Below are 26,996 nucleotides of genomic sequence, written 5' to 3'. Positions count from 1 at the left end.
CTAATTCTATTCCTGAATGACGACCAAATCATCGCGGTGAATCACCTCAGAGCCATAATCATGACCCAAAATAGAGATGATATCTTTACTGTGCTTACCCGTAATTTTAGTTAGGTCATCACTTGAGTAGGCGCTGATGCCACGAGCCACCAACTTACCGTGAGCGTTTGTTACACGCGCCACTTCGCCTCGTGCGAAGTCACCACTAACTTTGATGACCCCTTTAGCAAGTAGGCTACTGCCCTTGCCGACCACAGCATTGACTGCACCATCATCAATAACGATGTCGCCCGATGCCGCAGGTCCCGCTAGAATCCAGCGTTTACGGTTCTCTAAGGCTTCAGCGCAAGGTAGGAAGCGCGTACCCTGAGGTTCAGCACTTAAAGAGTCAAAGATAACATTCGGCGCACTACCAGCAGCAATAATAACCTCGATACCTGCGCGGCGAGCGATGTCTGCGGCTTGCAGCTTCGTTGCCATACCACCAGTACCCAATGTTGTACCGCTTCCACCTGCGATTTTACGCAGCGTATCGTCGATGGTTTTTACTTCCTTGATAAGCTCTGCGTTCGGATCTTTACGAGGGTCAGCAGTAAACAGACCTTTTTGGTCCGTTAAAAGCAAGAGCTTATCTGCACCACATAAAATGCCTACCAAAGCGGAAAGGTTGTCGTTATCGCCAACTTTAATCTCGCTAGTCGCAACGGCATCATTTTCGTTTACGATAGGAACAATATCGTTCGCAACGAGCGCATTAATAGTGTCACGCGCGTTAAGGAATCGCTCACGATCTTCTAAATCGGCACGGGTTAGTAGCATTTGGCCGATCTTGATACCATAAATACCAAACAAAGACTCCCATGTTTGAATCAAGCGACTCTGCCCCACCGCGGCAAGTAACTGCTTACTCGCCATCTCGTTGGGCAATGCGGGGTAACCAAGATGCTCACGGCCTGCTGCAATCGCACCAGACGAAACCATTACGATTGAATGGCCTTGTTTTTTAAGCTCAGCACACTGGCGTGCTAACTCAACCATGTGTGCACGGTCGAGCGCCAAAGTGCCGCCTGTCAGCACACTTGTACCCAGTTTCACAACGACAGTTTGTGGTTGTGAAACAACTGCATTTTGTTGATTCGTTGTCATGATGTCTTCTGAAGTGAAAAACAAATAAAGAGGGATGTTTTAACAATCAAATAGGGAATTAACAAGAGAAAAGGTGCGTTTTCGCACCTTTTTGTTTGGTATTAAATGAAAACAACCAAATTAAGCGAAATCGAAAGACTCCGTGTGATATTCGACTTCTAATTTGAAGTGTTCTTCTAAAGTATCAACCAGCTTTTGATGGAATGTGCTCTGCGTGAGATACACTTCCTCTACCACTTTTTTGGGAAGGGCTTCAGATACCCATTGCCCTTCTTTGTTGTACTTGCCAATATGATATTTAGCAGTAAAGCCTCCCTCGATGGATTCCAAATCCATCCACCAGCCCCAAAATTCACGCTTCTCAGGCGATTTTTTGTCGTCTACACATACAGATAAACAATCAAAATAATAGCGCCCTTCTTGCGATTGTGGTTCGCGCAGGTAAGGCCCTATCGCCTTCAACTTTGACATCAAGCGAAAGTGAGTCGGGCCCTGAGTCGTCTCTGACATATGAATCTCCGTTTTCATAGTTAAAAGTAAACACCCAAGAATGATTATTATTTTTAATTATCATGAGCTTATTTTTTGCTCAGATATATCACTCTTAACTAATTTAGGAGAATTGTCACCCTAATAATTCATCTTCTAGCCACTTTATGGCTAAATCGAGGGATTGCTCATATCCTTTTGTAATTGTTTTGGAACTGATTTTTTTCGCTCTACCATACTGGCTAAATAGAGCAACAAGTTGATTATCACTGTGTGGCGACACTGGATCGCCTTCAAGACTCAAAGCCAAAATAGGCACTTTGGTTTTTCGACTGCTCAGGAAGCCCTGAACCTTCAATGACCACGCCATCATCTGACCAGCCATGCTATTAATATCAACCGCATTTTTCCCCAAACGGGAAGCCAAAAGATCTAAGTACATCTTCGGCATTTTTTGCAACTTCTGAGGGGAAGTAAAAATATCATGTACGGGTGCGCCTAGAGCGACACAAGCTTTGATCTTTTCTTGCTCAACAAAAGAGAGTCTGATCATGGCATTACCACCAAAACGAAACCCAACTAACCCCACTTTGTGATGATCAACCCAAGGTAGCGAGTAAAGCTCATTCAATACCGCTTGATGTAGGCAACTTGAATTCTCGGTCAAGGGCCAATGAGAGCTATGCCCTACCGAAGGCATGTCCACGGTTAACATCGCAATATCTCGCGGTGCAAGACGATTACGGAACAAACGCCACATGTCGGTTTGTAGAGTATCCAAACCAGCGCTCACCATGACCACAGGTAACTGTTTATCCGTTCTTGGTAAATGGAGGTTCGCGATGATTTTGCGATTTTGGTAAGGCACTTCAATTTGCTTGATGGTGTACTTAGTTTTTTCTGCGCCGTCAGAATACGCTTTGTTTGCCAGTACTTGAGCCTGCGATGCCAAGTTGTCATTTTTTAAATGTGGGTAGCCGGCAATACTAAAACACAAAGAAGCAGTGAAGAGTTCATCCGCTGCCTCTTCTCCTTGCATTTCATTTGCTCGCTTCTGATGATCCATACCAAGCTTGATCCACTCAAATGTCCAGTTACCACTGTGATAACCCATTACAGTGTCTAACCAATCATCATTGGTTCGCGAGTGAGATGATGAAGCAATTTTGGACAGTACGCCTTCCATTTCGATCGGAGACAATCCTTGCCAAGCCCATTGCAAGCGACGCAAATGACGATACCAAGCACGATCACCCTGCGCTTCTCGTTCATCAAGTATTTTTTTACTGGTCGGCATGTACTGGGTAAGCGCGGAGGTTTCTTTTGCTTGCTTATGTTTCACGAACAAAGTTTCGGAAAGATTTTTACTGACGTCTTCAGACATAGGAAGAACCCTAGGCTATTAGCATGATTTAATATCATAATAAAAAAAATGCCCCTATAAAGGGGCATTTCTCAATATTCTTTAACCGCGCTTATTTTTGCTTGCGGTTTACTGGCTCAGCATACTGGATTGACATATCCCAAGGCTGCTCGATCCAAGTGTCTTGAGCAATATCTACAACGTAATCATCCAGCAGCTCTTTGCCTGATGGTTTCGCACACACAGCGATCATTTTCGCTTTTGGATACATCTCACGTAGTTTGCGCGCTGTATCACCACTGTCTACTAGGTCTTCAACGATTAGGTAACCTTCGCCATCACCTTCAGGTGCTTTTAGTACCGTCATATCGCGCTGATGATCATGGTCGTAGCTTGAAATACAGATTGTATCAACGTAACGAATACCCAGTTCACGAGCCAAAATAGCGCCAGGAACCAAACCGCCGCGGCTTACCGCCCAAATTCCTTTCCATTGCTCAGCTGGCATTTGTTTTTCAGCCAGTTCACGGCAGTAAGTCTGCATTGCATCCCAAGTGATAATGAATTTTTTACTCATTGTAATAACCTAATAATTTGAAAATATGCATCCTCAAAATCTAGCGAAGTCACTCAAAAGCGGAATGCTCACTAACTTCTCCAAAATGTTTGGAGACGAGGATTTCAAGCTGCGCAAACGATTATTCTACCGAAACACACCGCTAATACCAACGGTGATATCAAAATTCTCTGCCTATTCCGCAGAAAAACCGTCTTCTGTGAACAACGTAAAAAAGAAAAAGCCAGCGTGAATAAATCCACACTGGCTTTTTGCTCGAGAAATTAACCGACGAGGTATTTAACGATGAAGATGGCTGACATCACCCATACACTCATCGACACTTCACGGCCCTTACCGCTGAATAACTTGATCGCCGCGTATGCGATAAAGCCTAACGTGATACCTTCTGCAATCGAGAATGTTAGCGGCATCACCAAACAAGTCACAACAACTGGCGACGCTTCAGTTAAGTCACGCCAATCAATGCTTACTAGCCCAGACAGCATCAAGATCGCCACATAGAATAGCGCACCTGACGTTGCATAAGCAGGGATCATACCCGCAAGTGGTGAGAACAATAGAGCAAGTAGGAAGAGTACACCAACAACCACGGCTGTTAGACCAGTACGCCCACCCGCAGCCACACCAGAAACGCTTTCAATATAAGATGTCGTGTTAGAGGTACCAAGTAATGCACCTACTGACGTTGCTGTTGAGTCTGCAAGTAACGCTTTGTTTAAACGAGGGATGTTGCCATTCTCATCAGTTAGACCTGCTTTTTGAGAAACGCCAACGAGCGTACCTGCGGTGTCAAATAAATCGACAAATAGGAAAGCAAATACGACGGAAATCATGCCTACTTCAAACAAACCAGAGAAATCCAGTTGCATGAAAGTTGGCGCAATGCTTGGTGGCGTTGACATAATACCGCCCCACTGCACATCACCAAATAGAAGACCAAGCGCTGTAACGCCAAGAATGGCGATCATCACCGCACCTTTCACACCACGGTGAACCAGTGCAATCGTAAGAAAGAAGCCAATCGCGGCCAATACAGATGGCAATGATGTGATCTCTCCCATAGAAACTAATGTCGCTGGGTTATCAACGACGATACCTGCATTTTTTAATGCGATAAACGCTAAGAAAAGACCAATACCAGCTGAAATACCTGTTCGTAGAGAATGCGGGATCGAGTTAATAATCCACTCACGGATCTTAAATACGCTTAAAAGAATGAACAGAAGGCCAGAAACAAATACAGCCGCTAACGCAACTTGCCACGTATAACCCATTCCCAATACAACAGAGTAAGTGAAAAATGCGTTCAGGCCCATTCCTGGTGCCTGTGCGATTGGGTAATTGGCAACAAATCCCATGATAAAACAGCCGATTGCGGCAGCAAGACAAGTCGCGACAAAAATGGCGCCACGGTCCATACCGGTATCCGACAGGATCGCTGGGTTTACAAAAATAATGTAAGCCATAGTTAGGAAGGTCGTAACACCTGCAATGATCTCAGTGCGCACATTTGTGCCATTTTCACTGAGTTTAAAAAGCCTCTCGAGCATGATCGAATCCTGTAAAGGTAAAAAAGTAAACGGTTGCGTAATCGATTGGCGGGAATTATAAAGTTATCAAATAGCAAATTCTAGATAGAATCTTCACTCTAATGCGTTTTTTTTCTTTGGATATGAAACACATTCTCTAATCCATCATAGCAAGCAAAGAAATATATTCTTATAAAACAATAGGTAACCCAGATAACACAGTTCTCTAAAAGAGAATAAAAACTGAGCAATGTACTAAACTTTCAGATGAAAAAGGCCCATTTTAAACATGGTATCTAACAGATTTGATGGAAAAGTCGATAAAACCGAAGAATGGGGAATAGAAGAAGGCTTTGATGGCAATAAGTGAGTCAGGAAGAGAAAATAGAGATAAAAAAACGCCACCCAATTTGGGTGGCGGTGAATCATGTCAGCACTATCACTGAAAAAAAATTCCAATTTATAGGGGTGAACAAACTGTTCGAGTCACATGCGTTGACTTCACTTAGTAGCCAAAGCTTGTTGGGTATACAAAGTTACCGGTGTAAACAGACTTGCTATTCCAGAACATTGTACTTGGTAAACCTTTCATAACTATCACCTTTTAAATCAATTAAACATTCGTTGATTTCTCGGTTCCTTGGAGGCGATAAAACGGACTCATCCTTTGAGCATTTCATTCTTCTCTCAGAAGCTGGTTACAAATATACCACCAAGAAATTTAATTACAAGCATTTTAGTGACTGGAGTCACAAAAAATGCACAAATTGACCTTTATCAAAATTTATGTGTAATTAAATTACAATTTTATGAATTAAAAAATAAAGCCACTTTCAGAATATATGATAGAGAACACATAGTGCTTGTTATTGTATTCACAAACTGTGACAGTTCTGAGAGAAATCCTTGTGATCGCGACTACTCGTACTCCTTATCTGGTGGTATGCTAACGGCAATTTGAAGGCCAAATCGTCTAGCATTTAATGCTACCTTGACAATATTTTTACGGTATATATTTGGCAAAGCACATCAAAAGGAGTCCTCCGTGTCTGAGTTCCATTCTGAGATCAGTACCTTATCACCTGCTCCACTTTGGCAGTTTTTCGATAAGATTTGTTCTATCCCTCATCCATCGAAACATGAAGAAGCATTAGCACAGTACATTATCAACTGGGCAACAGAGCAAGGCTTTGACGTTCGCCGTGATCCAACCGGTAACGTGTTCATCAAAAAGCCCGCGACACCAGGAATGGAAAATAAGAAGGCTGTTGTACTTCAAGCACACATCGACATGGTGCCGCAGAAAAACGAAGACACTGAACACGACTTCACCAAAGATCCAATCCAACCTTACATCGATGGCGAATGGGTAACTGCGAAAGGCACGACGCTTGGTGCAGATAACGGTATTGGTATGGCTTCTTGCCTTGCTGTATTGGCATCTAAAGATATTAAGCACGGTCCACTCGAAGTTCTGCTGACGATTGATGAAGAAGCAGGCATGACTGGCGCATTTGGCCTTGAAGCTGGTTGGTTAGAGGGTGAGATTCTTCTAAATACAGACTCTGAGCAAGAAGGCGAAGTCTACATGGGTTGTGCAGGTGGCGTTGATGGCACCATGACTTTCGATATTTCTCGAGAATCAACGCCTGCAGGTTTTGTAACACGCCAACTGACGCTGAAAGGCCTAAAAGGTGGTCACTCAGGTTGTGACATTCACACAGGTCGCGGTAATGCCAACAAATTACTTGGTCGTTTCCTTGCCGGTCATGCTCAAGAGCTTGATTTACGTTTAGTCGAAATCCGTGGCGGTAGCTTACGTAATGCAATCCCTCGCGAAGCGTTTGTTACTGTCGCGCTTCCTGTCGAAAACCAAGACAAGCTTGCTGAGCTGTTCAACCACTACACTGAGCTGCTTAAAACTGAATTGGGTAAAATCGAAACAGGTATCGTAACCTTTAATGAAGTGATCACGACTGACGCGCAAGTATTTTCAATCGCCGATCAGCAACGATTCATTGCGGCACTTAACGCTTGTCCAAACGGCGTAATCCGTATGAGTGATGAGGTGGAAGGCGTTGTTGAAACTTCTCTAAACGTTGGTGTGATCAGCACAGAAGAAAATAAAGTCACCGTGCTTTGCTTGATTCGTTCTCTCATTGACTCTGGCCGTAGCCAAGTGGAAAGCATGCTGCGCTCGATTACTGAGCTAGCAGGCGCACAAATTCAGTTCTCAGGCGCTTACCCTGGCTGGAAGCCAGATGCAGATTCCGAGATCATGGCAATTTTCCGTGATATGTATGAAGGCATTTACGGTCATAAGCCGAACATCATGGTCATCCATGCTGGTCTTGAGTGTGGCCTATTTAAAGAACCATACCCACACATGGATATGGTTTCTTTCGGTCCAACAATAAAATTCCCTCACTCTCCAGATGAGAAAGTGAAGATTGATACTGTTCAGTTGTACTGGGATCAGATGGTCGCGCTTTTAGAAGCGATTCCAGAGAAAGCATAATTCAATCACGAAAAATGACAAAGGGTGCCATACGGCACCCTTTTTTTGGTTTAGTTGAACCCAACTACACGCGGTTTTGCGCGTAAGCGGCTAATTCATCCATTGACGTTTGTGCAGCAACTTCACCATCAATGTAGTAAGTGACAAACTCACCATCGCGTACACCCATGAGTGTCGCCTTTTCACCGTTACTGTAAGTAATATCCATTTGAACAGTGTTCTCATCGATTTGCTGCATTCGCCCCTGCTCAATGACACGGTTATCCGCTAATGGTGCGATTGGTGCCGTCGTTAACGATTTATCTAACTGGTGGTTGACATCAATGTAAGTATCCACCTTTGTATCGAAGATATGTGGCTTACCATTTAACGGGTTCTTACCCGTCCAAAATTCTAGAGAGTTAAACACGATATAATCCGCTGCGATCGCGACACCATAAACAGGCGCTAAAAGCATATTTAGGCCACCTCGAGCGTAACGGTTGTCAACAGCTTTCAAGTTAAATCCCATGACATAACCTGTCACGGCATTACTACCTACGCAACCTGAAAGTGAAACTGCTACCGCAGTCAATGCACCAATTTTAGCAATTGCCTTTTTCATCAAAACCTCTAGTTATAAAGTGTGAAACCTCAAATTCGGCGCGGATATTATCGGATAAAAAGTAGGGTTAAAAGTCCGTTTTTTTGTCCTCCATGAACAGTATTATTTTTAATACAGTCACATTTTTTAAGGCTATTATTGCGCTCTCTTCTCTATGTCTTGTTATGTATTAAACTGATAGAAAAGATCATATTGAAAACAAAAACTTCACACATAACAAAATTTCACGCATGACGATTAAAGTAATTTGTCGTGTCCTTAATGAGAATGATTAGTGCGATTTTGCAGCAATTGTTACATTGCTGATGACGCATTTGACAGAGATGGTTTATGGCCAGAAGTAAAAAAAGCAAAGTGTTTGAGCTCTTAGGACATCAAATACAACCAGGGCAACGATTAGAGATCGAATTTGAAGCAGCGAAGCTATATACACATTCGCCTTTATCTATTCCTGTGGAAATCATCCATGGGAAACAAGAAGGACCAGTGTTAATGGTGAATGCTGCTATCCATGGTGATGAGCTTAATGGCGTAGAAATCGTTCGTCAGATCATTAACCAACTGGATCCACAAAAACTGAAAGGCACTGTCATTGCAGTACCTATCGTTAACGTTTTTGGTTTCATCCATAAATCTCGTTACTTGCCCGACCGACGAGATCTCAACCGTTGCTTTCCTGGCAGTGAAAAAGGCGCACTTGCATCTCGTATGGCACACGGGTTCTTTAACAACATTGCCAAGCGTTGTGACTACATTTTGGATCTACACACAGGAGCCATTCACCGCACGAACTTGCCACAGATTCGCGCAAACTTAAGCAACCCAGAAACTCTACGTATTGCTCAAGCATTTGCGACGCCAGTGATTGTTGATTCAGCATTGCGTGATGGCTCTTTACGCAGTGAAGCAGAAAAATGTGATATTCCAGTGCTCACCTACGAGGCTGGCGAAGCATTGCGCTTTGATCCACTTTCGATAAGCGCTGGTGTACTCGGGGTTCGGCGCGTAATGCAAGCCATTGGTATGTTGCGTGCGAGCAGGAAAAAGCTGCCTGAGCCTATCATAGCGAAGTCCACCAGCTGGGTTCGCGCGTCAGGTAACGGCATTTTGCGTACTGTCGTTAATCTGGGAGACAAAGTAGAACAGGGGGAAACGCTCGCTTATATTAGCTCTCCTCTTGGTCATGATGAGATAGAACTAAAAGCCCCGAAGCGTGGTTTGGTTATCGGTCAACAAACATTACCATTGGTGAACGAAGGCGATGCAATTTTCCACCTTGCCTATTTTAACCAAGGTGATAATGCTTTAGAGCAAGCAGTCGAAAGCTATATTGAAGGCCTCACTGAATTCGATGCCGAGCCGCTGACAACCGGACAGATACCGTTAGAAACTCAGTAATTCCTACCAAGTAGGCGCCTGATTAGCTCAAAAGGAGCAACAGTGCTCGCACTATCTTGTTTAAAGCCAATAAGCTCAGCGTCCATGATGCTGGGCTTTTTGTTTTATGTACGCTAACGATACTTATCGTAGTTTCCACGAATGGATAAAAAACTTTACAATCCGTCGCAAAAACACATTTGATAATTAATCTCATTATCATTTATTAATCGTAATAATGTTCTTATAATCCGAGCTTCATAAAAACACTATAAATCATCAATATGAAACGATTAAAAAGTCATCCATTCAAAGTAAATCTCATTTCACTGGCTTTGCTCTTCCCTCTTTATTCATATGCCGAGACAGCGCCAAATGAAGAGCTTGAAGTCATAGGCGTTCGTTATGCCAAACCTATTACCATTGCTGAGCCTGCGCAAACCACCATTAATTGGTCAGAGATTGAAGAGCAACAGTACTCTAATTTTGCCTCAATGATCGATGCCGTTCCCGGTGCATCAATAGATGGTGGCGGTCGTTCTGGTGGCGAACGTATTAACATTCGTGGTTTTGATGATCCAAGCGATATCGCCGTCTTTGTCGATGGCGCTCCAATTGGCTTTCAACAATACCGCTACGGTACCTTCTTTTTTGATCCGTTCTTAATTGGCGAAGCAGAAATTATCAAGGGCGCGCACGACTATCGAGCACTCAACGGGAAGTTTGGTGGCTCCATTCGCATTAAAACCAAAAGTGTCGATGATCTCCTGTACGGCGAAAGAAACTTTGGTGCTCGCATCTCAAGTGCATACAACACCAACGGCGATGAGAACGCCTACACGCTAACACTCTATGGTAAAAACGATACTGGTTTTTATTTTCTAGCGAATGGCTCGGTAAAAGATTCTGATGACATTAAAGTCGGAGGTGGTGAAACGCTAGATTACTCAGGTTATGAGCAAGAAAACATGCTCGTAAAGGTCGGTTATGAAAATAACGATCACGAGTTTGAAATTAGCCATACTCTCTACAAAGATGAAGGTCGTAAACCTTGGGCTAACCGTCGCGGAAAAATGCCTAACATCACCGAATACAATATCAAGAAATACGGCTCATTAGAAAAAGCCCAATACGCTTACACCGTCGATAACAAATACACGGACAACACCACAACCATCTCTTACCACTACATGCCGACTAACCCGTATATTGATTTCAATATCAAAATGGCACGTTCCGAAAACGATCGTCATTGGGTTCGCCCTGACGTAGCATTCGAGAAAATGTTCGTTTCTGTTGGCAGTTACGGTCATGAGTCATGGCTGAGTTACGAGCGTGACTACGTTGATGTGTTTAACCAAGCACAATTCGGAGACCACACTCTAGTCACTGGGCTTCAATATCAAAAAACCGATAGAGACTCGTTAGTATTCAACGCATCATACGACAGTAATGAAGCGAAAAACTACGGTTGGTACACCCCTTACTACGAACCATCTGGCACGCAGTCAATTTATGCCGCTTACATTGCTGATCACTATCAAGCAACAGACCGCCTAACAATCACACCTTCTCTGCGTTACGAATACATCAAGAGTGAAGGAAAAGGGAACGCAGCGCCGGATTATAATGATCCAGCTGCCGGACATGACTATGGTGAAACGACGCATAAAGGCTTTAGCCCACGTTTGGATATCGACTTTGATGCGAGCAATAATACGCGTTTAAACGCCTCCTACGCCTACGCTTTAAAAGCACCAACCGTTGATAACATCTACTCAGTGCAATATGCGCGCGCTACCGCTACGGCTACTGCTTTGAATCTGGACGTGTCTCGTATCCATGCTTATCAAGCAAGCGTTATCAACTTAACGGAAGGGCTGGTGAACTCTCGCGATAACCTCGCAACAGAGTTAACTATGTTCTATAACGATGTTAGCGACACAGTTGATATACGAACGGGCGAAAACCTCGACAAAAATACTACTGAGTTACAAAGCTGGAATACAAACCTAGATGGCTTTAAAAACTATGGCTTTGAGCTAATTTCACAATACCGGATTGAAGATTTCTACAGTAATTTCTCAGCAAGTTACATTCGCGGCAAAAACAAAGGTAGCCTATCTGACTCTACAGGTTCAGATGATGATCATCCTGATGTACCACCATTAAACATTAATCTGGGTTTAGGTTACGAATGGATTCCTGGTTTACGTACGGGCTGGGAAGTCCGTTGGTATGATGCACAAACCAAAACCAAGGCAAGCGGTAACAATTTAAAAGTGAAATCGCCAAGTGAGCAATACACGCTACAAAACGCTTACGTGGTTTGGGAAATACAACAAGTCGAAGGCTTGAGCGTTGGCGCGGTTGTGAAAAACTTAACCGATCGTTACTACGAAGCATACCTATCTAATGGCGTGCCTTCGCCTGGTCGCGAAGTCAAACTGCACCTCACTTATCAATACTAACCATACCTAAAAGATGCAGGGCAGACATTAACTGCCCTGTTATATCGTATCCAATGGCCATAATTGCACGCCGTTTTATTTATCAGTATTATCATTTCCTTTTGCTTGCATACACATTATGAACAATCTAAAAACACGGCTTCTTCTGATTTGCTTCTTCCCTGTAGGTAGCCTAGCGCAAGCTTCTGAGAACATTGCAGACTACTTACAAGAACAAAGCAAGCACCAAGTTTCAGAAGATTTTTACGCACAGCCAACAGCAAATAACCTGAATCTAGATGCAAAAACTAACTCTTTAACTTGGCACGAAGATAGTAAGCCGGATCACTGTCGTTACGCCAAGCAGCCCAAAGACGTCGCAACACATTTCGACTACGGTGAAGCAAACGATCTATCTGACGGCTTACAACACTTTGATTTACCGGAAAGACATTCTGCAAAGGTCAAATCGACACATCGCACTTATGCTAATAACCCTCACCTTCTTCCTGGCAATAAACAATTTGCAGCCCCTGAAGACGGCACGTTTAGCCTGTCCGTATCATCGGATTGTTTTTAGCCGATATAAATAAAAAATGCCCTGAGACAAAACTCAGGGCATTTTCACTATTTGTTTGATGGGTAACGTCACCATCTCACCGATTTAAACTTATTCTTCGTCAGTGTCTACTTCGGTTTCACGTGCTTTGCGGGCTTCTTCTTTACGAACTTTTGCCGCTAGTTGTTCTGCTTCACGCTCTTGACGTTGCGCTGCTTTACGCTCGTTACGAACCACTTGGTTTTGGATAAATCCAGCCAGTTCTTGTTCAGCCCAAGCTTGTGCTTTCTCTTCGCTGTCAAAGCCTGTTTCACGCTTTGATACTACAGTCTTACGAGATGTCACTTGGCGAGTGATTTCTGCGCTCCAGCCGTTACGTTTTTCAGTGACGCGGATAGCAAATTTTGGATTCTTAGACATTTCTTTCATTTCCTAAGGGATTTAGGGATCAATCAGGGATTCGGTCAACTTGATAACTCCATCTAAGCTGAGCTGTTTAACACCATCCCTTGGTAAGCGCGGTATTAGAGCATAAAAGTAATCTAAACGCTGCAAGTTTTTTACGCTAGATAATAGATGACAAAGAAGAGGCAGAACAAAGCAACGTTTCGCCAAGTCACTAGAAAGAGCGACGAAGAAAAAAGAGTGATAAGAAAAAAGAAAGCGCTGGTCTCTCAACCAACGCTTTACTTAAGCTAGATTAACCTTTGGTTAATTAACCGATATTCTTACGGGCATTTTGGAACATACGCATCCAAGCGCCATTTTCACCCCAACCTTCCGGAGCCCAAGAATTTGCAACTGTGCGGAATACGCGCTCTGGGTGAGGCATCATGATAGTTACGCGACCGTCTGTTGTTGTTAAACCGGTAATCGCGTTTGGCGAACCATTCGGGTTGTTCGGGTATTGTTGTGTTGGGTTACCGAGGTTATCCACGTAACGAACCGCAACCGTACCTGATGCTTCAATCGCTGCTAGGTGCTCTGCATCACGTACTTCTACACGCCCTTCACCGTGGGAAACCGCGATTGGCATGCGCGAACCAGCCATTCCGTCGAAGAATACAGAATCAGATCTCTGAACTTCAACTAGACTAAAGCGCGCTTCAAAACGCTCAGATTCGTTGCGCACAAAACGTGGCCACAAGTCTGCACCTGGGATCAGCTCTTTCAGGTTTGATAGCATCTGACAACCGTTACATACACCTAAAGAGAACGTCTCTTCACGGTTGAAGAAGGCTTGGAACTGTTCACGAGCTTGTGCGTTAAACAGGATAGACTTAGCCCAACCTTCACCCGCACCTAGTACGTCGCCGTAAGAGAAGCCACCACAAGCTACTAGGCCATGGTATTCATCCAGTACCGCTTGGCCCGTTAGGATATCGCTCATATGGATGTCGGTTGCTTCAAAACCAGCTCGGTCAAACGCTGCTGCCATTTCGACGTGGGAGTTAACGCCCTGCTCACGTAGAATTGCCATCTTAGGTTTAGCACCTTTCGCAATGTACGGTGCTGCAACGTCTTCATTTACGTCGAAGCTGAGCTTAACGTTTAGACCCGGGTCAGAGTTATCTTTCTTAGCTTCGTGCTCTTGGTCTGCACACGCTGGGTTATCACGTAGACCTTGCATCTTATGCGTTGTTTCAGCCCAGATAACGCGTAGTTCGGTACGTGAACGTTCAAGCATAACAGCATCACCAGAAGTGATAACAAAGTCGTCTGAAGCTTCAACAGAACCAATCACATGTGAGCATGCCTCTAAGCCGTTTGCCGCCAGAGTAGATAGAACTGAATCTAAATCATCACTCTTAACTTGAACAACCGCACCTAGCTCTTCGTTAAATAGAACGGCTAGCGCATCGTCACCCAGCTTTGCGATGTTCGCTTTTACGCCACAGTGACCCGCGAACGCCATCTCAGCAAGCGTTACAAACAGACCGCCGTCGCCTTTATCGTGGTAAGCCACCAGCTTGTCATCACGTACTAACGCTTGTATTGCATCAAAGAAGCCTTTTAGCTGCTCTGCATTATCTACGTCAGCAGGTTTGTCACCCAGCTGTTTGTATACTTGTGCCAATGCTGTCGCACCTAAGCGGTTTTTTCCGTTACCCAAGTCAACAAGAACTAGAGAGGTATCTCCTTTGTCAGTGCGTAGTTGTGGAGTCACGGTCTTACGTACGTCTTCCACACGACCAAATGCCGTGATAACTAGCGACAGTGGAGAAGTGACTTCTTTGCTCTCGCCGTTTTCTTCCCACTTGGTTTTCATCGACATGGAGTCTTTACCAACTGGGATAGTCAAACCTAACGCAGGACACAATTCTTCACCAACCGCTTTCACTGCTTCGTAAAGACCCGCATCTTCACCTGGGTGACCCGCTGGAGACATCCAGTTCGCAGACAGTTTAATGTGTTTAATATCACCGATGTCTGTTGCCGCAATGTTCGTTAGTGACTCACCAACTGCTAGGCGAGCCGATGCACCAAAGTCTAGTAATGCCACTGGCGTGCGCTCACCCATCGACATTGCTTCGCCATGGTAAGTGTCGTAGCTTGCCGCTGTTACTGCGCAGTTTGCTACTGGTACCTGCCAAGGACCAACCATTTGATCACGAGCAACCAGACCCGTTACTGTTCGGTCACCGATAGTAATTAGGAATGTTTTTTCTGCAACAGCAGGAAGACGAAGTACGCGATCCACCGCTTCATTAAGCTCAATCCCATCACGAACAATGGCAGGGCTTTCCACTTTTAGTGTGGTTGCGTCGCGGTGCATCTTCGGTGGCTTACCAAGCAGGATATCCATTGGCATATCGATCGGCGTATTGTCGAAGTGAGAATCTTCTAACGTTAAATGACGCTCTTCTGTCGCCACACCCACCACTGCATACGGTGCGCGTTCACGCTTACAGATGGCGTCGAATGCTTCCATGTTTTCTGGCGCTACCGCTAGAACGTAACGTTCCTGTGATTCGTTACACCAGATTTCCAGTGGGCTCATGCCCGGCTCATCGTTTGGTACATCGCGTAATTGGAACTTACCGCCACGCTCACCGTCGTCGACGAGTTCAGGCAATGCGTTAGAGATACCGCCTGCACCCACATCGTGGATAAATGCGATTGGGTTGTCGTCGCCTAACTGCCAACAACGGTCGATCACTTCCTGACAGCGACGTTCCATCTCTGGGTTTTCACGCTGTACTGAAGCGAAGTCCAGATCTTCTGCTGACTGACCAGATGCCATGGAAGATGCCGCACCACCACCAAGACCGATATTCATTGCCGGACCACCAAGTACGATTAGGCTCGCACCTACAGGGATCTCTTTCTTCTGCACGTGTTCATCGCGGATGTTACCCATACCACCAGCAATCATGATTGGTTTGTGGTAACCACGAATTTCTTCACCCGCATGAGAAGTGACTTTTTCTTCGTAAGTACGGAAGTAACCCAATAGATTTGGACGACCAAATTCGTTGTTGAATGCCGCGCCTCCTAGAGGACCTTCAAGCATGATGTCTAACGCATTCACAATACGACCCGGCTTGCCGAAGTCGGTTTCCCATGGCTGTTCAAAACCAGGAATACGTAAGTTAGAGGTTGTAAAACCAACCAGACCCGCTTTTGGCTTACCGCCGATACCCGTCGCGCCTTCGTCACGGATTTCACCGCCTGAGCCAGTCGATGCGCCCGGCCACGGAGAGATTGCCGTTGGGTGGTTGTGCGTTTCTACCTTCATCAAGATGTGCGTATCTTCATGGTGGTACGTGTATTGACGAGATTTAGGGTCAGGGAAGAAACGCCCCGCTTTAGAACCTGTCATAACGGCTGCGTTGTCTTTGTATGCAGACAGCACATAGTCAGGTGTCGTTTCAAAAGTGTTTTTGATCATTTTGAACAAAGACTTAGGTTGATCTACCCCGTCGATAGTCCAATCTGCGTTAAAAATTTTGTGGCGACAATGCTCTGAGTTCGCCTGAGCAAACATCATCAATTCAATGTCGTTTGGGTTACGCCCAAGCTTAGTAAAGTTCTCTACCAAGTAATCAATTTCATCTTCTGCGAGTGCCAAGCCAAGGGAAACGTTTGCCTCTTCAAGCGCAAGACGACCGCCAGCTAAGATATCAACATGTGCGACAGGCTTAGGTTCTGCAACAGTAAATAATGTTGATGCGGCTTCAAATTCTGTGAATACTTTTTCCATCATGCGGTCGTGAATTAACGCTTTAACAGCGTCAGCTTGAGCTTCTGATAGAACAACTGAAGATTCGACATAATAAGCCGTACCACGCTCTAGACGTTTCACTTTATCCAGACCACAGTTAACAGCGATATCGGTAGATTTAGAAGACCAAGGCGAGATAGTGCCAGGACGAGGCGTGACAAGAAGTAGAAGACCTTCAGGCTCATGCTCTTCGATGGTTGGGCCGTAAGTTAGTAACTTTTCAAGTTTTTCTAACTCTTGGTCATCAAGGTCTGACTTTAGATCGGCAAAGTGCATAAACTCGGCATAAATGCCAGTTACAGGCAGATCTTGTTCACGACAAAGTTCCAGTAGTTTATTAACACGAAACTCAGAAAGAGCTGGGGAGCCACGCAAAATTCTCATGTGCTTAGGTCTCTTATGCAATTGATTAAGGTGATATTGGAATAAATTCAGACACTTAAGATAAGCCCTGTCGAACCTATGCCGATTCCACCTCGTCATTGCGAGCGCATTATATAGTAATTGTTTTTGTGATGTAACACTAAAAGCAACCGTTTGCGTCATTTTTTTTGTCAAATTTGAATTACAACTAAAATGTCGATAAAACACACAATGTCACGTTATAAGTGTGTGATTCACTTTGCCCCATGAGCTCGCTTTGATATAAAGGCAAATAGAAATTTTCCAAGATGTACCTATTAATGCAAATAAGTCACTTCAACCGGCTCAAGCGCAGTGCTCTAATTTTAGTTTCTGTTCTTTTGCTCTCTGCTTGCCAGATTGAGTCGGAGCCCAAAAGTGAATTTGAAAAAATTCAAGAACGTGGTGTGCTTCGTGTTGGCACGCTAAACAATCAGCTTTCCTACTACATAGGTCCCGATGGTCCCGCAGGGTTGGATTACGAATTGGCGCGTCAGTTTGCGGAGCAGCTCGGCGTCAAACTCGAGATTAAACCAGCCTTTCGCCAGGCTGAGCTTTTTCCTGCTCTTAAGAAAGGAGATATCGATATCATCGCTACGGGTTTAAATCAAACGTCACAAGCAGTCAAACGATTTAGACCAGGCCCTGCCTATTATTATGTAAGCCAACAAGTGGTATATAAAAAAGGGCAACTTCGACCACGTGATATCGAACAACTCATTGAATACCAAGCCTCGAAAGACGACGAGTCCGACGAAGATACAAATGCAGGCGCTCAAACATTAAAGATCGTTGAACAATCGCAATATGTTCCGACCCTAACAGCGTTAAAGAAGCAGTATCCAGAACTTCAGTTTGAAATTGTTGGTGATGCTGACACGAGAGACTTACTCAAATACGTATCGACGGGTGAGTTACGTTTTACTGTGACTGATTCGGTAGAACTTTCCCTAGCTCAACGCCTTTACCCCGATCTTGCGCTCGCGTTTGAACTTACAGAAGATCAACCAGTGTCTTGGTTTACTCGACGTTCTGAAGACGAAAGCTTGTATGCGATGCTGATAGAGTTTTTCGGTAACATCAAACAATCAGGAGAACTGTCCACTCTCGAAGAAAAGTACATTGGTCATATTGAAGCATTTGACTACGTTGATACTCGCGCATTCATTCGAGCTCTGGATGACAAATTGCCTAAATGGGCACCTTTATTCCAAAAATACAGCGAAGAGTTCGACTGGCGATTAATTGCAGCATTGGCTTATCAAGAGTCACACTGGAAACCAACAGCAAAATCGCCAACGGGTGTTAGGGGGATGATGATGCTGACTCTGCCAACAGCGAAAAGCGTCGGGGTAACAAACCGTTTAGACCCTGAGCAATCTGTTCGTGGTGGTGTCGAGTACTTACGTCGTATTGTAAGTCGCGTGCCTGATAGCATTAACGAGCATGAAAAAATATGGTTTGCGTTAGCTTCATACAATATTGGTTACGGCCACATGATGGACGCACGACGACTCACCAAAGCACAAGGTGGCGATCCGAACGCTTGGGCCGATGTAAAAGACAGGCTGCCTTTACTTCGTCAGAAGCGCTATTACAGCCAAACTCGCTATGGGTACGCCAGAGGCGATGAAGCGCGTAATTACGTAGAAAATATTCGACGTTACTACCAATCCATCATTGGTCATGTCAGCCAACAGCCAGCGATTGATGAGAATAGCGATGACTTGCAAGTGATTCCGCCGCTCAACCCCGACATTTTGATATCGGGCGCAGTAGAGACCGTCGTAGAACAAGTCTCTGGCGCTTCTGACGTCACGGTTGAAGAAGACACCGAACAAGAAAGCATTGAAGAATAAACCCGCGGTAAACTAAAAAATGACGAGCCTATGAAGCTCGTCATTTTTGTTGAGTCCTAACGAAAACTTATCTAGACTCCAATATTCTGAGTGACACCAACCACACTCAACCATTCCTTTGGTTGGTCGCCTTTTCTTCATCGTTAGTAAAACTGATTGCTTTGTAACCACATGGTTTAGCTCACTTGATGAAGCGGCGCTATCGGCTACGCTCTGCCGAAGTAACGTCACTCCTATTATTAAGCATCGTATTGAAATTGTTTGCTGGCTCTGTGCAATGCAGAAGTCAAATGAAGAACGTTTAAACCATACAATGTTTAGTGCGATTATCGAGTCTATTGCCAAGCATCGATGAGCCGCACTTTACTGGTAAAAGTCTTGTCTGCAGGAGGTTTTGAATATGAGAAGACGTAGAGTGCAGTCAAAGCGTTTAAATAACACAGTAGCTGCTATCCGACGTAAACGTAAACTGACATGTATGAAAAAGAAAGTAAGTTCACGTAATCGTGTTTTTGTACATTTAGTCAATCACTAGTGCGTCCAAGCAAACATCTACCACGTTGTAGGTGTTTGCTAACCCTCACTACTCCTACTACCTTGTTCGCTCTCTCCATTTTCTAATGCTTTTTGTGCTTGCTTCTTCGCTTTAATTTCCTTTCGGCGGCGCTTAAAAAACGCTTGTAGCTGAGTACGGCACTCATCTTCTAGCAGCCCCTTTTCAACTAAGGCGTAATGGTAAGCGGCTTGACTTTCAAACAAATTAAGCACTGTTCCTGCTGCTCCAGCTTTTAAATCTGGCGCTCCAAAAACAACCCGCTTAACGCGGCTATGCAATAAGGCTCCGGCACACATTGGGCATGGCTCAAGTGTTACATATAACGTCGTATCCAGAAGGCGGTAATTTTCTAGCTTTTGGCCTGCTTTACGCAGCGTTTGGATCTCAGCATGTGCGGTAGCGTCATTAGTACTAATAGAGCGATTCCACCCCTCAGCGATAATTTCACCATCTTTGACAAGCACTGCGCCAACAGGTACTTCCCCCTCAGCTTCTGCTTGCTCAGCAAGCTCCATCGCTCTGCGCATAAACAATTCATCTTGAGGGGAAAACGGATGGTTAGACAAAGGAGGCTCCAAAGAAACAAAAAACGATTGAAGTCAGGAATTTTATCACCAACTTCGGTTTCACTACAGCAACACATCACGGGACAAAGTCTGCAACTCCAAAAAACTAGTTACAAGGCCTATCGATGTTCGTTTTACGAGAACAAAAAAACGCAGATCGAAGACCTGCGCTTTTTGGCTGCCAATTAGCAGCTTTCACACCCTACACGTTTTTACATTGTGTAAGTGTAAGGAGCTTGAATGCCTAGCGGGATACCTACCATCCAATAAGCAACTAGGAAGATAGACCAACCGATCAGCATTGCGATCGAGAATGGCATCATTAGTGACGCAAGCGTACCGATACCAGCCGACTTCACATAACGCTGACAGTAAACCACAACAAGAGGGAAAAATACCATTAGAGGCGAAATGATGTTCGATACAGAGTCACCCACACGGTAAGCCGCCTGAGACAGTTCAGGCGAGATACCAACCGCCATTAGCATTGGCACTAGGATTGGACCAATTAAAGCCCATTTTGCCGATGCCGAACCAATAAGTAGGTTTACAGACGCGGTTAGAAGGATCATACCGATGATGGTCACTTCACCTGGTAGGTTCATCGCTTTTAAGCCTTCTGCGCCATACAACGCTAGCATCGTACCGATGTTTGACTGAGCAAATGCAGATAGGAACTGAGCACAGAAGAACGACATAACAATGTATGCGCCCATGGTCGACATGGTATCAGCCATCGCTTTGATAATGTCGTTGCTGGTCTTGAACGTTCCAGACACTTTACCGTAAACGTAACCAGGAATGATAAACAGAATAAAGATCAACGGCACGATAGACTTCATTATCGGTGCTGAGAAGGCAGTAATTTCACCTTCAGGCGAGCGAAGTGCTGATGTTTCTGGAATTAACGCTGCAACAAGTAAAGCAATACCCGCCATCATTGCCCAACCTGCATAACGGAATGCTTTTGATTCCAGTTCAGTAAATGAACCTAGGTTTGGCGCGGTTTCCGCGTCATCATCAATTGGCATTTTTGATAAACGAGGCTCGATGATTTTCTCTGTCACGTACCAACCAATCCCCACAATAATGATAGAGGATAGGCCAGTGAAGAAGATGTTCGCTAATGGGTTAACCACATATTCAGGATCAAGAACCTGCGCCGCAGTTTGCGTAAAGCCTGCTAGTAGTGGATCGATACCTGAAGGGATAAAGTTTGCAGAGAAGCCACCAGATACACCTGCAAATGCTGCCGCAATACCTGCTAGAGGGTGACGACCTGCCGCATGGAAGATAATACCGCCAAGAGGAATAACCAGAACATAGCCTGCATCTGCCGCAGTATGCGATACAATGGCAACCAAAATAAGCATTGGAGTAAGAAGCTTAGCTGGCGTGAAGTTCAGCATCTTCTTAAGACCCGTCGTAATAAAACCCGAAGAATCTGCAACACCCACACCTAGCATTGCGACAAGTACGATACCCAGTGGCGCAAAGCCAGTAAACGTCGTCACCATATTAGCAAGGAAACTTGCTAGCGCTTCGCCCGTAAGTAAGTTGGTGATAGTAAGAGCTTCGCCCGTTCGAGGGTTTGGAAGATCGAATGATACATTCGACAAAAGTGCTGACGCCGCCCAAGTAATGATCAATGCCCAGAAGAACAAAATCGCAGGATCAGGAATTTTGTTACCTGTCCTCTCGATAAAGTTTAAAAAGCGCTCCATCCCGCTCGGCTTCGATGATGGTGCCTTATTTACAGCTTGGTTACTCATGGTAACTCCATAGTGAATGATGTTGGTGCCAAGGCCTATTTGAATAATTATAACGACCTACTATCCAACGAGTATTCTAGTAAACACTAATGGAGAAAGCACAAGGTTCTAGATTTTTTTTCATAATTGGAGACATATTTTGCAAAAACACCACTTCAATTAAACATAATAAAAACAGTAGCACATCAACTCGATTAACAGTTCAAAAACCATTTATTAACCGTGACAAATCCGGCATCAAACAGGAGTTACATCCGCATTTGTCTCAGCCCATGTATGCAATTGAACTTAGTTTTCGAATTCACTGTACTGTGAAATCATAGTTTTCAGCTGAACGGATTGCGTCTGCCCCATTCTATCTTCCCAACTTGTTGTGATGATGATCGTCTTTAGTGAACCTGATACAGTAGCAGGTGGCACATCCCACTCCACCGTGTACGCTCCAGTGGCGGAAGATCCTGTCACGATAGAGGCAAAACTGGCAGTAGAAATCGTAGAAAGCGCATCCGAAGCACCACGCGTTCGGAACCATTCAAGCTGGTTCTCTGTTAGACGCAGTGCTTCAATACTTTTTATGGCATATTCGGATTCGCGTTCTAGATACACGTTTAGCTTAGTTAAACCTAGAGCCCCAACACCGATAAGTAGAAAAGAAATTAGAACTTCAAGAAGGTTAAAACCTTTTTGTTTAGAGATCATTCCAGGAGCCTTTTTTCCATCTCGGAATTGCATGCGCATTCCTTGAATTGTCTATCACATCTTTATTGTATCTAAAGTCCAAAGAATCGAAGAAAACCGCTGCCTGATCTTCACTATCAAAATATTGACCACCAGATACCGTAAAAGAACCATGCTGATAATAAGAAGCTATTGTCCTGTATGAGTCTTCTACAACACTTGGCACATGATTTAGGTGAGCATTGGCTTCGAACCCAACCCAATCCGCTGTTGTCGGGGTATAATCATGATTGAAATGAAACAAGACCCCTTTAAACTTATTTGATGTAGCGCCGGAGCTCGGTGGTCCCATCACGGAGAAAAGACCATCATGAATGAGCACTGTTACGCCATTGGTCGATGATGTAGCATTCACTAAATCATTGTATTCCGATTGCTTGATTTCACAGCTCCCTTCCACCCATAAATGATGCTTCCCTGACTGAATTTCTGCTGTTAAAGCAGCACCACAATTAGGTATACCATCAGCCACTGAGCCCGTCATAACATGAAATACACCATTATCTCGGACATCGTTATGCTCTTCAGCCTTTACTCCAAAGAAGGATTCAAATGGCTTTAAATCTGTATCTTGAGTAAAATCATCACCAGCACCAACCCCGCCAACACTAGATGAGAGATGACGGTTTGCCGTCGTGTTTGCACAATCTTTATTTGTAGGGTTGTTAAAATCGGCATAGGGAGACTCTCCATGAATTACGCCTTTATTATCAACTGAAGAGGAGTAAAAGCGCTTTTTATACCTTAACGCAATACACTCCCACCCATCGCTGCTCAATTCCCCTGGGTCTGGAGTAGAGAACGTTGCACTAGAATGAAAATAAATGTCGGCATTAGACTGCATTGCACCATAACTCAAGTTACCTCCCAAAATAATCTCCTTACTAATGCTTGTAAATCCAACATTAGAAGTAACCAAATACCCATTGGAAGTACTCGTAAAATTCGGAATCGTCCAAAGTCCTGAGCCACAATCTGTTATTACGGCAGGTACAATATTATTAACTCTAAATTGCGCCCATGCACATTCAACACCTCCTTCCGCTAACCAATGTGCTTGTCGAGTTTTTATTTCGTTTTGCGCAACTTTTATTTGAAAAAATACACCTTTGGATGATGCTAATGATGCAATTAAAGCAAGTAATAAAAGTATAGAAGTCACAAGCAAAGTGGTATAACCGGAATAGCTATATTTAGATGTCATTGCCAATTCCTTTGTTTGATAGAAAACTCCGCAACTTCACTAAAGACTCCATCAATTGTTTTCAAACCTAACTTAACGCTCGTGACCGAACTTACACTTCCTCCATTAGTCACTGTTTCTGAACTAACGGTGAATTGGGTAACTTGGAAAATATCATCATCAAATAGAGAACGACAAAAATCTATACCATCAAAAGATAATATTTGTGTTTGAGACACAACGCCTTTCTCACATATAAAAAACCGAGTATCTCTCTTCTCATACTTAATATTTCGATAGTCTTCATTGGCAGCTGAGTCCTCTTTAAAATACACAAGCCCTACAGAAGAGGCGCCACTCAGCATTATGGTTCCTGTAGCTCCGGATAATTTGAGTGAACTACCGTTCCCACCATCATAACCTGCTCTTTGAATATCTTCTTTCATAACAGATAAAGTGATATTCAGACCTTGCAATAAATTTAGCTCTAAGCTTTTTTCCTTTGCTGTTTTTTGTAAACTCAAGAATATAGAGCCCACTACACTAAGGACAATTAACCCAATTAAAGAACTAATCATCAATTCGATTAAAGAGCTACCTATTTGATAGCGTTTGTTAGCACTGACGGTAATCATATAACTTAGTTCCAGAGTTACTACAAATTTTAATCCTTCCGGGAGGGTTGGAGAGCTTTGCTTGTAGTTTTATGTTTTGAGCATTAGTTGGGAAAAACTCTATATTTCCTCCTTGGGGTCGTCCACGGACCTCATCGAAGCTTATTTTTTGATTCTCGTAGCTGTGCTTCAAAGATAATTCAGAGTAGGCAGAGCCGGAAAGGCTTAAAATTACGCCCCCAGAGCCGCTAGACGAGTTAGTTAACTGTAGAGACCATGCACCTTGACTGACAACGACGTTTTTAGCCATAGAGAAATGAATATATAATTTTTGATTTCTCATTACCGCCTCGGACTTACTTTGGCTTAGAAAACCAGCTAATTCAGTTGCTAATCGCTGCATTTGCACAGTTTGTGAAACACGGCTAAAGCTTGGAGCTGCAAACGCCAATACAATACTCAGTACAGCAACAGTAATAAGAAGCTCCAACAACGTAAACCCGCGAGGCATTTCCCAAATTCCTATGTAAACGGCAAAAGGGCCGTAATTCATCTTGCACAGATGCTATCACCTGCCAAAAATAGGCGGAAAAGTGAAAAGGAAACTACTCGTGATGATTCGAATTTCTCGTTGTAACGGCTACAAAAAAGGATTGAGAGGGATGACATTGATCGAATTACTGATAGCTGTCGTGATTGTCGGGATCATTGCTGCGATCGCCTACCCTTCTTACACCAATCATGTGCTCAAGTCTCATAGGACGGTTGCCTTGAGCGATCTTAGTCGAATTCAGCTAGAGCTAGAGACATCTTATGATGGTGGGTACGACTGGAGTCATATTATCTCTGGAGGCATATGCACTCTATGCGATTCAGACACAGATAGATTTTCTTTCAATATTGCGAGCTCTGCAAGTACGGCCTATACCATTACAGCAACAGCAAAATCGGCTCTGGGACAAGACGACGACGAGTGCTTGACTGGTTCTAAAACGATTACTTTAACGTCAACAAATGTCGAAGAACCTAGTGATTGCTGGAACTAGCAAGAACACCGAGATGCAAAAAGGCCTGCATTTTAGCAGGCCTTTGTATTTGTGCTTTTCACTAACGTCTTAGCTGGTTAAATCGTCAAAGAACTTTTTCACACCGTTGAAAAAGCCTTCTGATTTAGGCTTGTGCTTTGTCGCCGCTTCACCACCACAAGACTCTTCAAACTCTTTGAGCAGTTCTTTTTGGCGTGAGCTTAGGTTTACTGGTGTTTCAACAACCAACTTCACAATAAGATCACCAACACCGCCACCGCGAACGCCTTTCACACCTTTACCACGCATGCGGAACATACGACCTGTTTGCGTTTCTGAAGGTACTTTTAGGCTTACGCGACCATCTAGAGTTGGCACTTCAACTTCACCACCTAGAGCCGCCATCGCAAAGCTTACTGGCACTTCACAGTATAGGTTGTTGCCATCACGCTCGAAGATATGGTGCTCTTTCACGTGCACTTGTACATACAAGTCGCCAGCAGGCGCCCCCATTTCTCCCGCTTCACCTTCGCCAGATAGACGAATACGGTCGCCAGTATCAACACCTGCAGGGATCTTAACGTTAAGTGTTTTTGTTTTCTGCTTACGACCTTGACCATGACACTCATTACAAGGGTCTTTAATGATTTTACCTTTACCGTGACAGGTAGGACAGGTTTGTTGCACTGCGAAGAAGCCTTGTCGCATCTGTACTTGACCATGACCATGACAGGTACCACATGTTTCAGCAGATGAACCTTTCTTCGCGCCACTACCATCACAGGTATCACAGTGTACTAGTGTCGGTACTTCGATCTCTTTCGTTACACCACGAACTGCTTCTTCTAGCGTTAATTCCATGTTGTAACGTAGGTCAGCACCTCGCTGGGCACGGTGGCCACCACCGCCACGACGACCACCACCAAAGATGTCACCGAATACATCGCCAAAGATGTCGCCGAAATCAGCACCGCCGCCGCCAAAGCCGCCGCCACCGAAACCACCGCCGCCTTGTTCAAAAGCAGCATGACCGTATTGGTCGTACGCCGCTTTCTTTTGAGGGTCGGTCAGAACTTCGTACGCTTCTTTTACTTCTTTAAACTTGTCCGCCGCAGAATCATCACCCTGGTTTCGGTCTGGGTGGAATTTCATCGCTAGACGCTTATACGCCTTTTTGATATCGCGCTCTGAGGCATCACGGCTTACGCCTAATACTTCGTAAAAATCACGTTTTGACATGTTCTTCGTCACCAGTTAATTACTACAAACGGCATCGATTCACCGCTTGGTGTTTGTATCGTTCTAGGTAAGTGCACTTGTCTGCAACATACTTAACTAGAAAGACAGCGTTTACAAACAGACGGGCGTAAGAGTTGCCCCAAACGCCCGCACACGAAGTCTTATCGACCCCAGATGGCTAAGTAGCCATCTGGTTAAGAAA

21 protein-coding genes are annotated in these 26,996 nt (G+C 44.3%); 6 read left to right on the top strand and 15 right to left on the bottom strand.

Going from position 1 to position 26,996, the window contains the following annotated elements:
- Nucleotides 1–6: 6 nt before the first annotated feature.
- The 5 genes from proB to R7D93_RS17140 form a co-directional block, all read right to left on the bottom strand.
- Entirely contained in the window at nucleotides 7–1,146 is a 1,140-nt protein-coding gene (proB, locus tag R7D93_RS17160; protein ID WP_005383771.1) for a glutamate 5-kinase, read from the bottom strand.
- A gap of 120 nt (nucleotides 1,147–1,266) precedes the next feature.
- Entirely contained in the window at nucleotides 1,267–1,656 is a 390-nt protein-coding gene (gene crl / locus R7D93_RS17155) for a sigma factor-binding protein Crl (protein WP_005381584.1), read from the bottom strand.
- 115 nt (nucleotides 1,657–1,771) lie between these two features.
- Nucleotides 1,772–3,019: an esterase FrsA gene (frsA, locus tag R7D93_RS17150; protein ID WP_005381586.1), complete on the bottom strand. Its 1,248-nt coding sequence runs from the start codon at nucleotides 3,017–3,019 to the stop codon at nucleotides 1,772–1,774.
- Nucleotides 3,020–3,110: 91 nt separating this feature from the next.
- On the bottom strand, nucleotides 3,111–3,575 hold the full coding sequence (tet(34), locus tag R7D93_RS17145; RefSeq protein ID WP_005381590.1) for an oxytetracycline resistance phosphoribosyltransferase domain-containing protein Tet(34): 465 nt from the start codon (nucleotides 3,573–3,575) through the stop codon (nucleotides 3,111–3,113).
- A 263-nt stretch (nucleotides 3,576–3,838) separates the two neighbouring features.
- The gene (locus tag R7D93_RS17140) at nucleotides 3,839–5,128 is read right to left on the bottom strand and encodes an NCS2 family permease (RefSeq protein WP_005381592.1); all 1,290 of its coding nucleotides are present in this window, start codon (nucleotides 5,126–5,128) and stop codon (nucleotides 3,839–3,841) included.
- Nucleotides 5,129–6,152: 1,024 nt separating this feature from the next.
- Here R7D93_RS17140 and R7D93_RS17135 point away from each other — a divergent pair.
- On the top strand, nucleotides 6,153–7,625 hold the full coding sequence (locus tag R7D93_RS17135; RefSeq protein WP_225496910.1) for an aminoacyl-histidine dipeptidase: 1,473 nt from the start codon (nucleotides 6,153–6,155) through the stop codon (nucleotides 7,623–7,625).
- A gap of 64 nt (nucleotides 7,626–7,689) precedes the next feature.
- Here R7D93_RS17135 and R7D93_RS17130 read toward each other — a convergent pair whose 3' ends face one another.
- Entirely contained in the window at nucleotides 7,690–8,229 is a 540-nt protein-coding gene (locus R7D93_RS17130; protein ID WP_005381596.1) for a DUF3332 domain-containing protein, read from the bottom strand.
- A 330-nt stretch (nucleotides 8,230–8,559) separates the two neighbouring features.
- On the opposite strand from R7D93_RS17130, the gene R7D93_RS17125 reads away from it, so the two are divergent.
- From R7D93_RS17125 to R7D93_RS17115, 3 genes are all read left to right on the top strand, one after another.
- Nucleotides 8,560–9,627, top strand: a complete 1,068-nt coding sequence (locus R7D93_RS17125) for a succinylglutamate desuccinylase/aspartoacylase family protein (protein ID WP_017820600.1) — start codon at nucleotides 8,560–8,562, stop codon at nucleotides 9,625–9,627.
- A 263-nt stretch (nucleotides 9,628–9,890) separates the two neighbouring features.
- The gene (locus tag R7D93_RS17120) at nucleotides 9,891–12,077 is read left to right on the top strand and encodes a TonB-dependent receptor domain-containing protein (protein WP_225496912.1); all 2,187 of its coding nucleotides are present in this window, start codon (nucleotides 9,891–9,893) and stop codon (nucleotides 12,075–12,077) included.
- Between the two features lie 118 nt (nucleotides 12,078–12,195).
- A complete protein-coding gene (locus R7D93_RS17115; RefSeq protein ID WP_225496914.1) occupies nucleotides 12,196–12,636 on the top strand; it encodes a DNA-directed RNA polymerase subunit beta in 441 nt (146 codons plus the stop codon).
- 90 nt (nucleotides 12,637–12,726) lie between these two features.
- Here R7D93_RS17115 and R7D93_RS17110 read toward each other — a convergent pair whose 3' ends face one another.
- Nucleotides 12,727–13,035, bottom strand: a complete 309-nt coding sequence (locus tag R7D93_RS17110; protein ID WP_025998700.1) for a DUF3622 domain-containing protein — start codon at nucleotides 13,033–13,035, stop codon at nucleotides 12,727–12,729.
- Nucleotides 13,036–13,330: 295 nt separating this feature from the next.
- A complete protein-coding gene (gene purL, locus R7D93_RS17105) occupies nucleotides 13,331–17,224 on the bottom strand; it encodes a phosphoribosylformylglycinamidine synthase (protein ID WP_225496928.1) in 3,894 nt (1,297 codons plus the stop codon).
- A gap of 299 nt (nucleotides 17,225–17,523) precedes the next feature.
- Here purL and mltF point away from each other — a divergent pair, with 299 nt between their 5' ends.
- The gene (mltF, locus tag R7D93_RS17100; protein ID WP_031779069.1) at nucleotides 17,524–19,101 is read left to right on the top strand and encodes a membrane-bound lytic murein transglycosylase MltF; all 1,578 of its coding nucleotides are present in this window, start codon (nucleotides 17,524–17,526) and stop codon (nucleotides 19,099–19,101) included.
- A 573-nt stretch (nucleotides 19,102–19,674) separates the two neighbouring features.
- On the opposite strand, the gene tadA is transcribed toward mltF, so the two are convergent.
- The 6 genes from tadA to R7D93_RS17070 all read right to left on the bottom strand — a co-directional run bounded on the left by tadA (nucleotide 19,675) and on the right by R7D93_RS17070 (nucleotide 25,041).
- Nucleotides 19,675–20,223 carry a tRNA adenosine(34) deaminase TadA gene (tadA, locus tag R7D93_RS17095; RefSeq protein ID WP_054730513.1) on the bottom strand — a complete coding sequence of 183 codons (549 nt, stop codon included), beginning with the start codon at nucleotides 20,221–20,223 and terminating at the stop codon, nucleotides 19,675–19,677.
- Between the two features lie 212 nt (nucleotides 20,224–20,435).
- On the bottom strand, nucleotides 20,436–21,995 hold the full coding sequence (locus R7D93_RS17090; RefSeq protein ID WP_017635695.1) for an AbgT family transporter: 1,560 nt from the start codon (nucleotides 21,993–21,995) through the stop codon (nucleotides 20,436–20,438).
- Between the two features lie 288 nt (nucleotides 21,996–22,283).
- The gene (locus tag R7D93_RS17085; protein WP_031780848.1) at nucleotides 22,284–22,694 is read right to left on the bottom strand and encodes a prepilin-type N-terminal cleavage/methylation domain-containing protein; all 411 of its coding nucleotides are present in this window, start codon (nucleotides 22,692–22,694) and stop codon (nucleotides 22,284–22,286) included.
- A complete protein-coding gene (locus R7D93_RS17080) occupies nucleotides 22,684–23,937 on the bottom strand; it encodes a hypothetical protein (protein ID WP_213868817.1) in 1,254 nt (417 codons plus the stop codon). Before R7D93_RS17080 ends, R7D93_RS17085 begins: the two co-directional genes overlap by 11 nt.
- Nucleotides 23,934–24,551 carry a PilW family protein gene (locus R7D93_RS17075; RefSeq protein WP_225496916.1) on the bottom strand — a complete coding sequence of 206 codons (618 nt, stop codon included), beginning with the start codon at nucleotides 24,549–24,551 and terminating at the stop codon, nucleotides 23,934–23,936. Before R7D93_RS17075 ends, R7D93_RS17080 begins: the two co-directional genes overlap by 4 nt.
- Nucleotides 24,532–25,041, bottom strand: coding sequence for a GspH/FimT family pseudopilin (locus R7D93_RS17070; protein ID WP_213868819.1), 510 nt, complete (start codon nucleotides 25,039–25,041; stop codon nucleotides 24,532–24,534). The genes R7D93_RS17075 and R7D93_RS17070 overlap by 20 nt, the downstream gene beginning before the upstream one ends.
- A gap of 103 nt (nucleotides 25,042–25,144) precedes the next feature.
- Between R7D93_RS17070 and R7D93_RS17065 the strand changes: the two genes are divergently transcribed.
- The gene (locus R7D93_RS17065) at nucleotides 25,145–25,576 is read left to right on the top strand and encodes a type IV pilin protein (protein WP_213868847.1); all 432 of its coding nucleotides are present in this window, start codon (nucleotides 25,145–25,147) and stop codon (nucleotides 25,574–25,576) included.
- A gap of 69 nt (nucleotides 25,577–25,645) precedes the next feature.
- Here R7D93_RS17065 and dnaJ read toward each other — a convergent pair whose 3' ends face one another.
- A complete protein-coding gene (dnaJ, locus tag R7D93_RS17060) occupies nucleotides 25,646–26,794 on the bottom strand; it encodes a molecular chaperone DnaJ (protein WP_005381620.1) in 1,149 nt (382 codons plus the stop codon).
- Nucleotides 26,795–26,996: the final 202 nt, after the last annotated feature.

Source organism: Vibrio sp. YT-15 (assembly GCF_033337445.1).
In the GTDB taxonomy this organism is placed as follows: Bacteria; Pseudomonadota; Gammaproteobacteria; order Enterobacterales; family Vibrionaceae; genus Vibrio; species Vibrio alginolyticus.
Note: the sequence above shows the minus strand (reverse complement) of the source record. Positions and strands in the feature narration are given on the sequence as shown.

What these genes read in the sequence shown, in the direction of transcription:
- proB (WP_005383771.1), bottom strand. Translation starts at nt 1,146, where the DNA reads ATGACAACGAATCAACAAAATGCAGTTGTTTCACAACCACAAACTGTC.
- crl (WP_005381584.1), bottom strand. Translation starts at nt 1,656, where the DNA reads ATGTCAGAGACGACTCAGGGCCCGACTCACTTTCGCTTGATGTCAAAG.
- frsA (WP_005381586.1), bottom strand. Translation starts at nt 3,019, where the DNA reads ATGTCTGAAGACGTCAGTAAAAATCTTTCCGAAACTTTGTTCGTGAAA.
- R7D93_RS17140 (WP_005381592.1), bottom strand. Translation starts at nt 5,128, where the DNA reads ATGCTCGAGAGGCTTTTTAAACTCAGTGAAAATGGCACAAATGTGCGC.
- R7D93_RS17130 (WP_005381596.1), bottom strand. Translation starts at nt 8,229, where the DNA reads ATGAAAAAGGCAATTGCTAAAATTGGTGCATTGACTGCGGTAGCAGTT.
- R7D93_RS17125 (WP_017820600.1), top strand. Translation starts at nt 8,560, where the DNA reads ATGGCCAGAAGTAAAAAAAGCAAAGTGTTTGAGCTCTTAGGACATCAA.
- R7D93_RS17120 (WP_225496912.1), top strand. Translation starts at nt 9,891, where the DNA reads ATGAAACGATTAAAAAGTCATCCATTCAAAGTAAATCTCATTTCACTG.
- R7D93_RS17115 (WP_225496914.1), top strand. Translation starts at nt 12,196, where the DNA reads ATGAACAATCTAAAAACACGGCTTCTTCTGATTTGCTTCTTCCCTGTA.
- R7D93_RS17110 (WP_025998700.1), bottom strand. Translation starts at nt 13,035, where the DNA reads ATGTCTAAGAATCCAAAATTTGCTATCCGCGTCACTGAAAAACGTAAC.
- purL (WP_225496928.1), bottom strand. Translation starts at nt 17,224, where the DNA reads ATGAGAATTTTGCGTGGCTCCCCAGCTCTTTCTGAGTTTCGTGTTAAT.
- mltF (WP_031779069.1), top strand. Translation starts at nt 17,524, where the DNA reads ATGCAAATAAGTCACTTCAACCGGCTCAAGCGCAGTGCTCTAATTTTA.
- R7D93_RS17090 (WP_017635695.1), bottom strand. Translation starts at nt 21,995, where the DNA reads ATGAGTAACCAAGCTGTAAATAAGGCACCATCATCGAAGCCGAGCGGG.
- R7D93_RS17085 (WP_031780848.1), bottom strand. Translation starts at nt 22,694, where the DNA reads ATGATCTCTAAACAAAAAGGTTTTAACCTTCTTGAAGTTCTAATTTCT.
- R7D93_RS17080 (WP_213868817.1), bottom strand. Translation starts at nt 23,937, where the DNA reads ATGACATCTAAATATAGCTATTCCGGTTATACCACTTTGCTTGTGACT.
- R7D93_RS17075 (WP_225496916.1), bottom strand. Translation starts at nt 24,551, where the DNA reads ATGATTACCGTCAGTGCTAACAAACGCTATCAAATAGGTAGCTCTTTA.
- R7D93_RS17070 (WP_213868819.1), bottom strand. Translation starts at nt 25,041, where the DNA reads ATGCCTCGCGGGTTTACGTTGTTGGAGCTTCTTATTACTGTTGCTGTA.
- R7D93_RS17065 (WP_213868847.1), top strand. Translation starts at nt 25,145, where the DNA reads ATGATTCGAATTTCTCGTTGTAACGGCTACAAAAAAGGATTGAGAGGG.
- dnaJ (WP_005381620.1), bottom strand. Translation starts at nt 26,794, where the DNA reads ATGTCAAAACGTGATTTTTACGAAGTATTAGGCGTAAGCCGTGATGCC.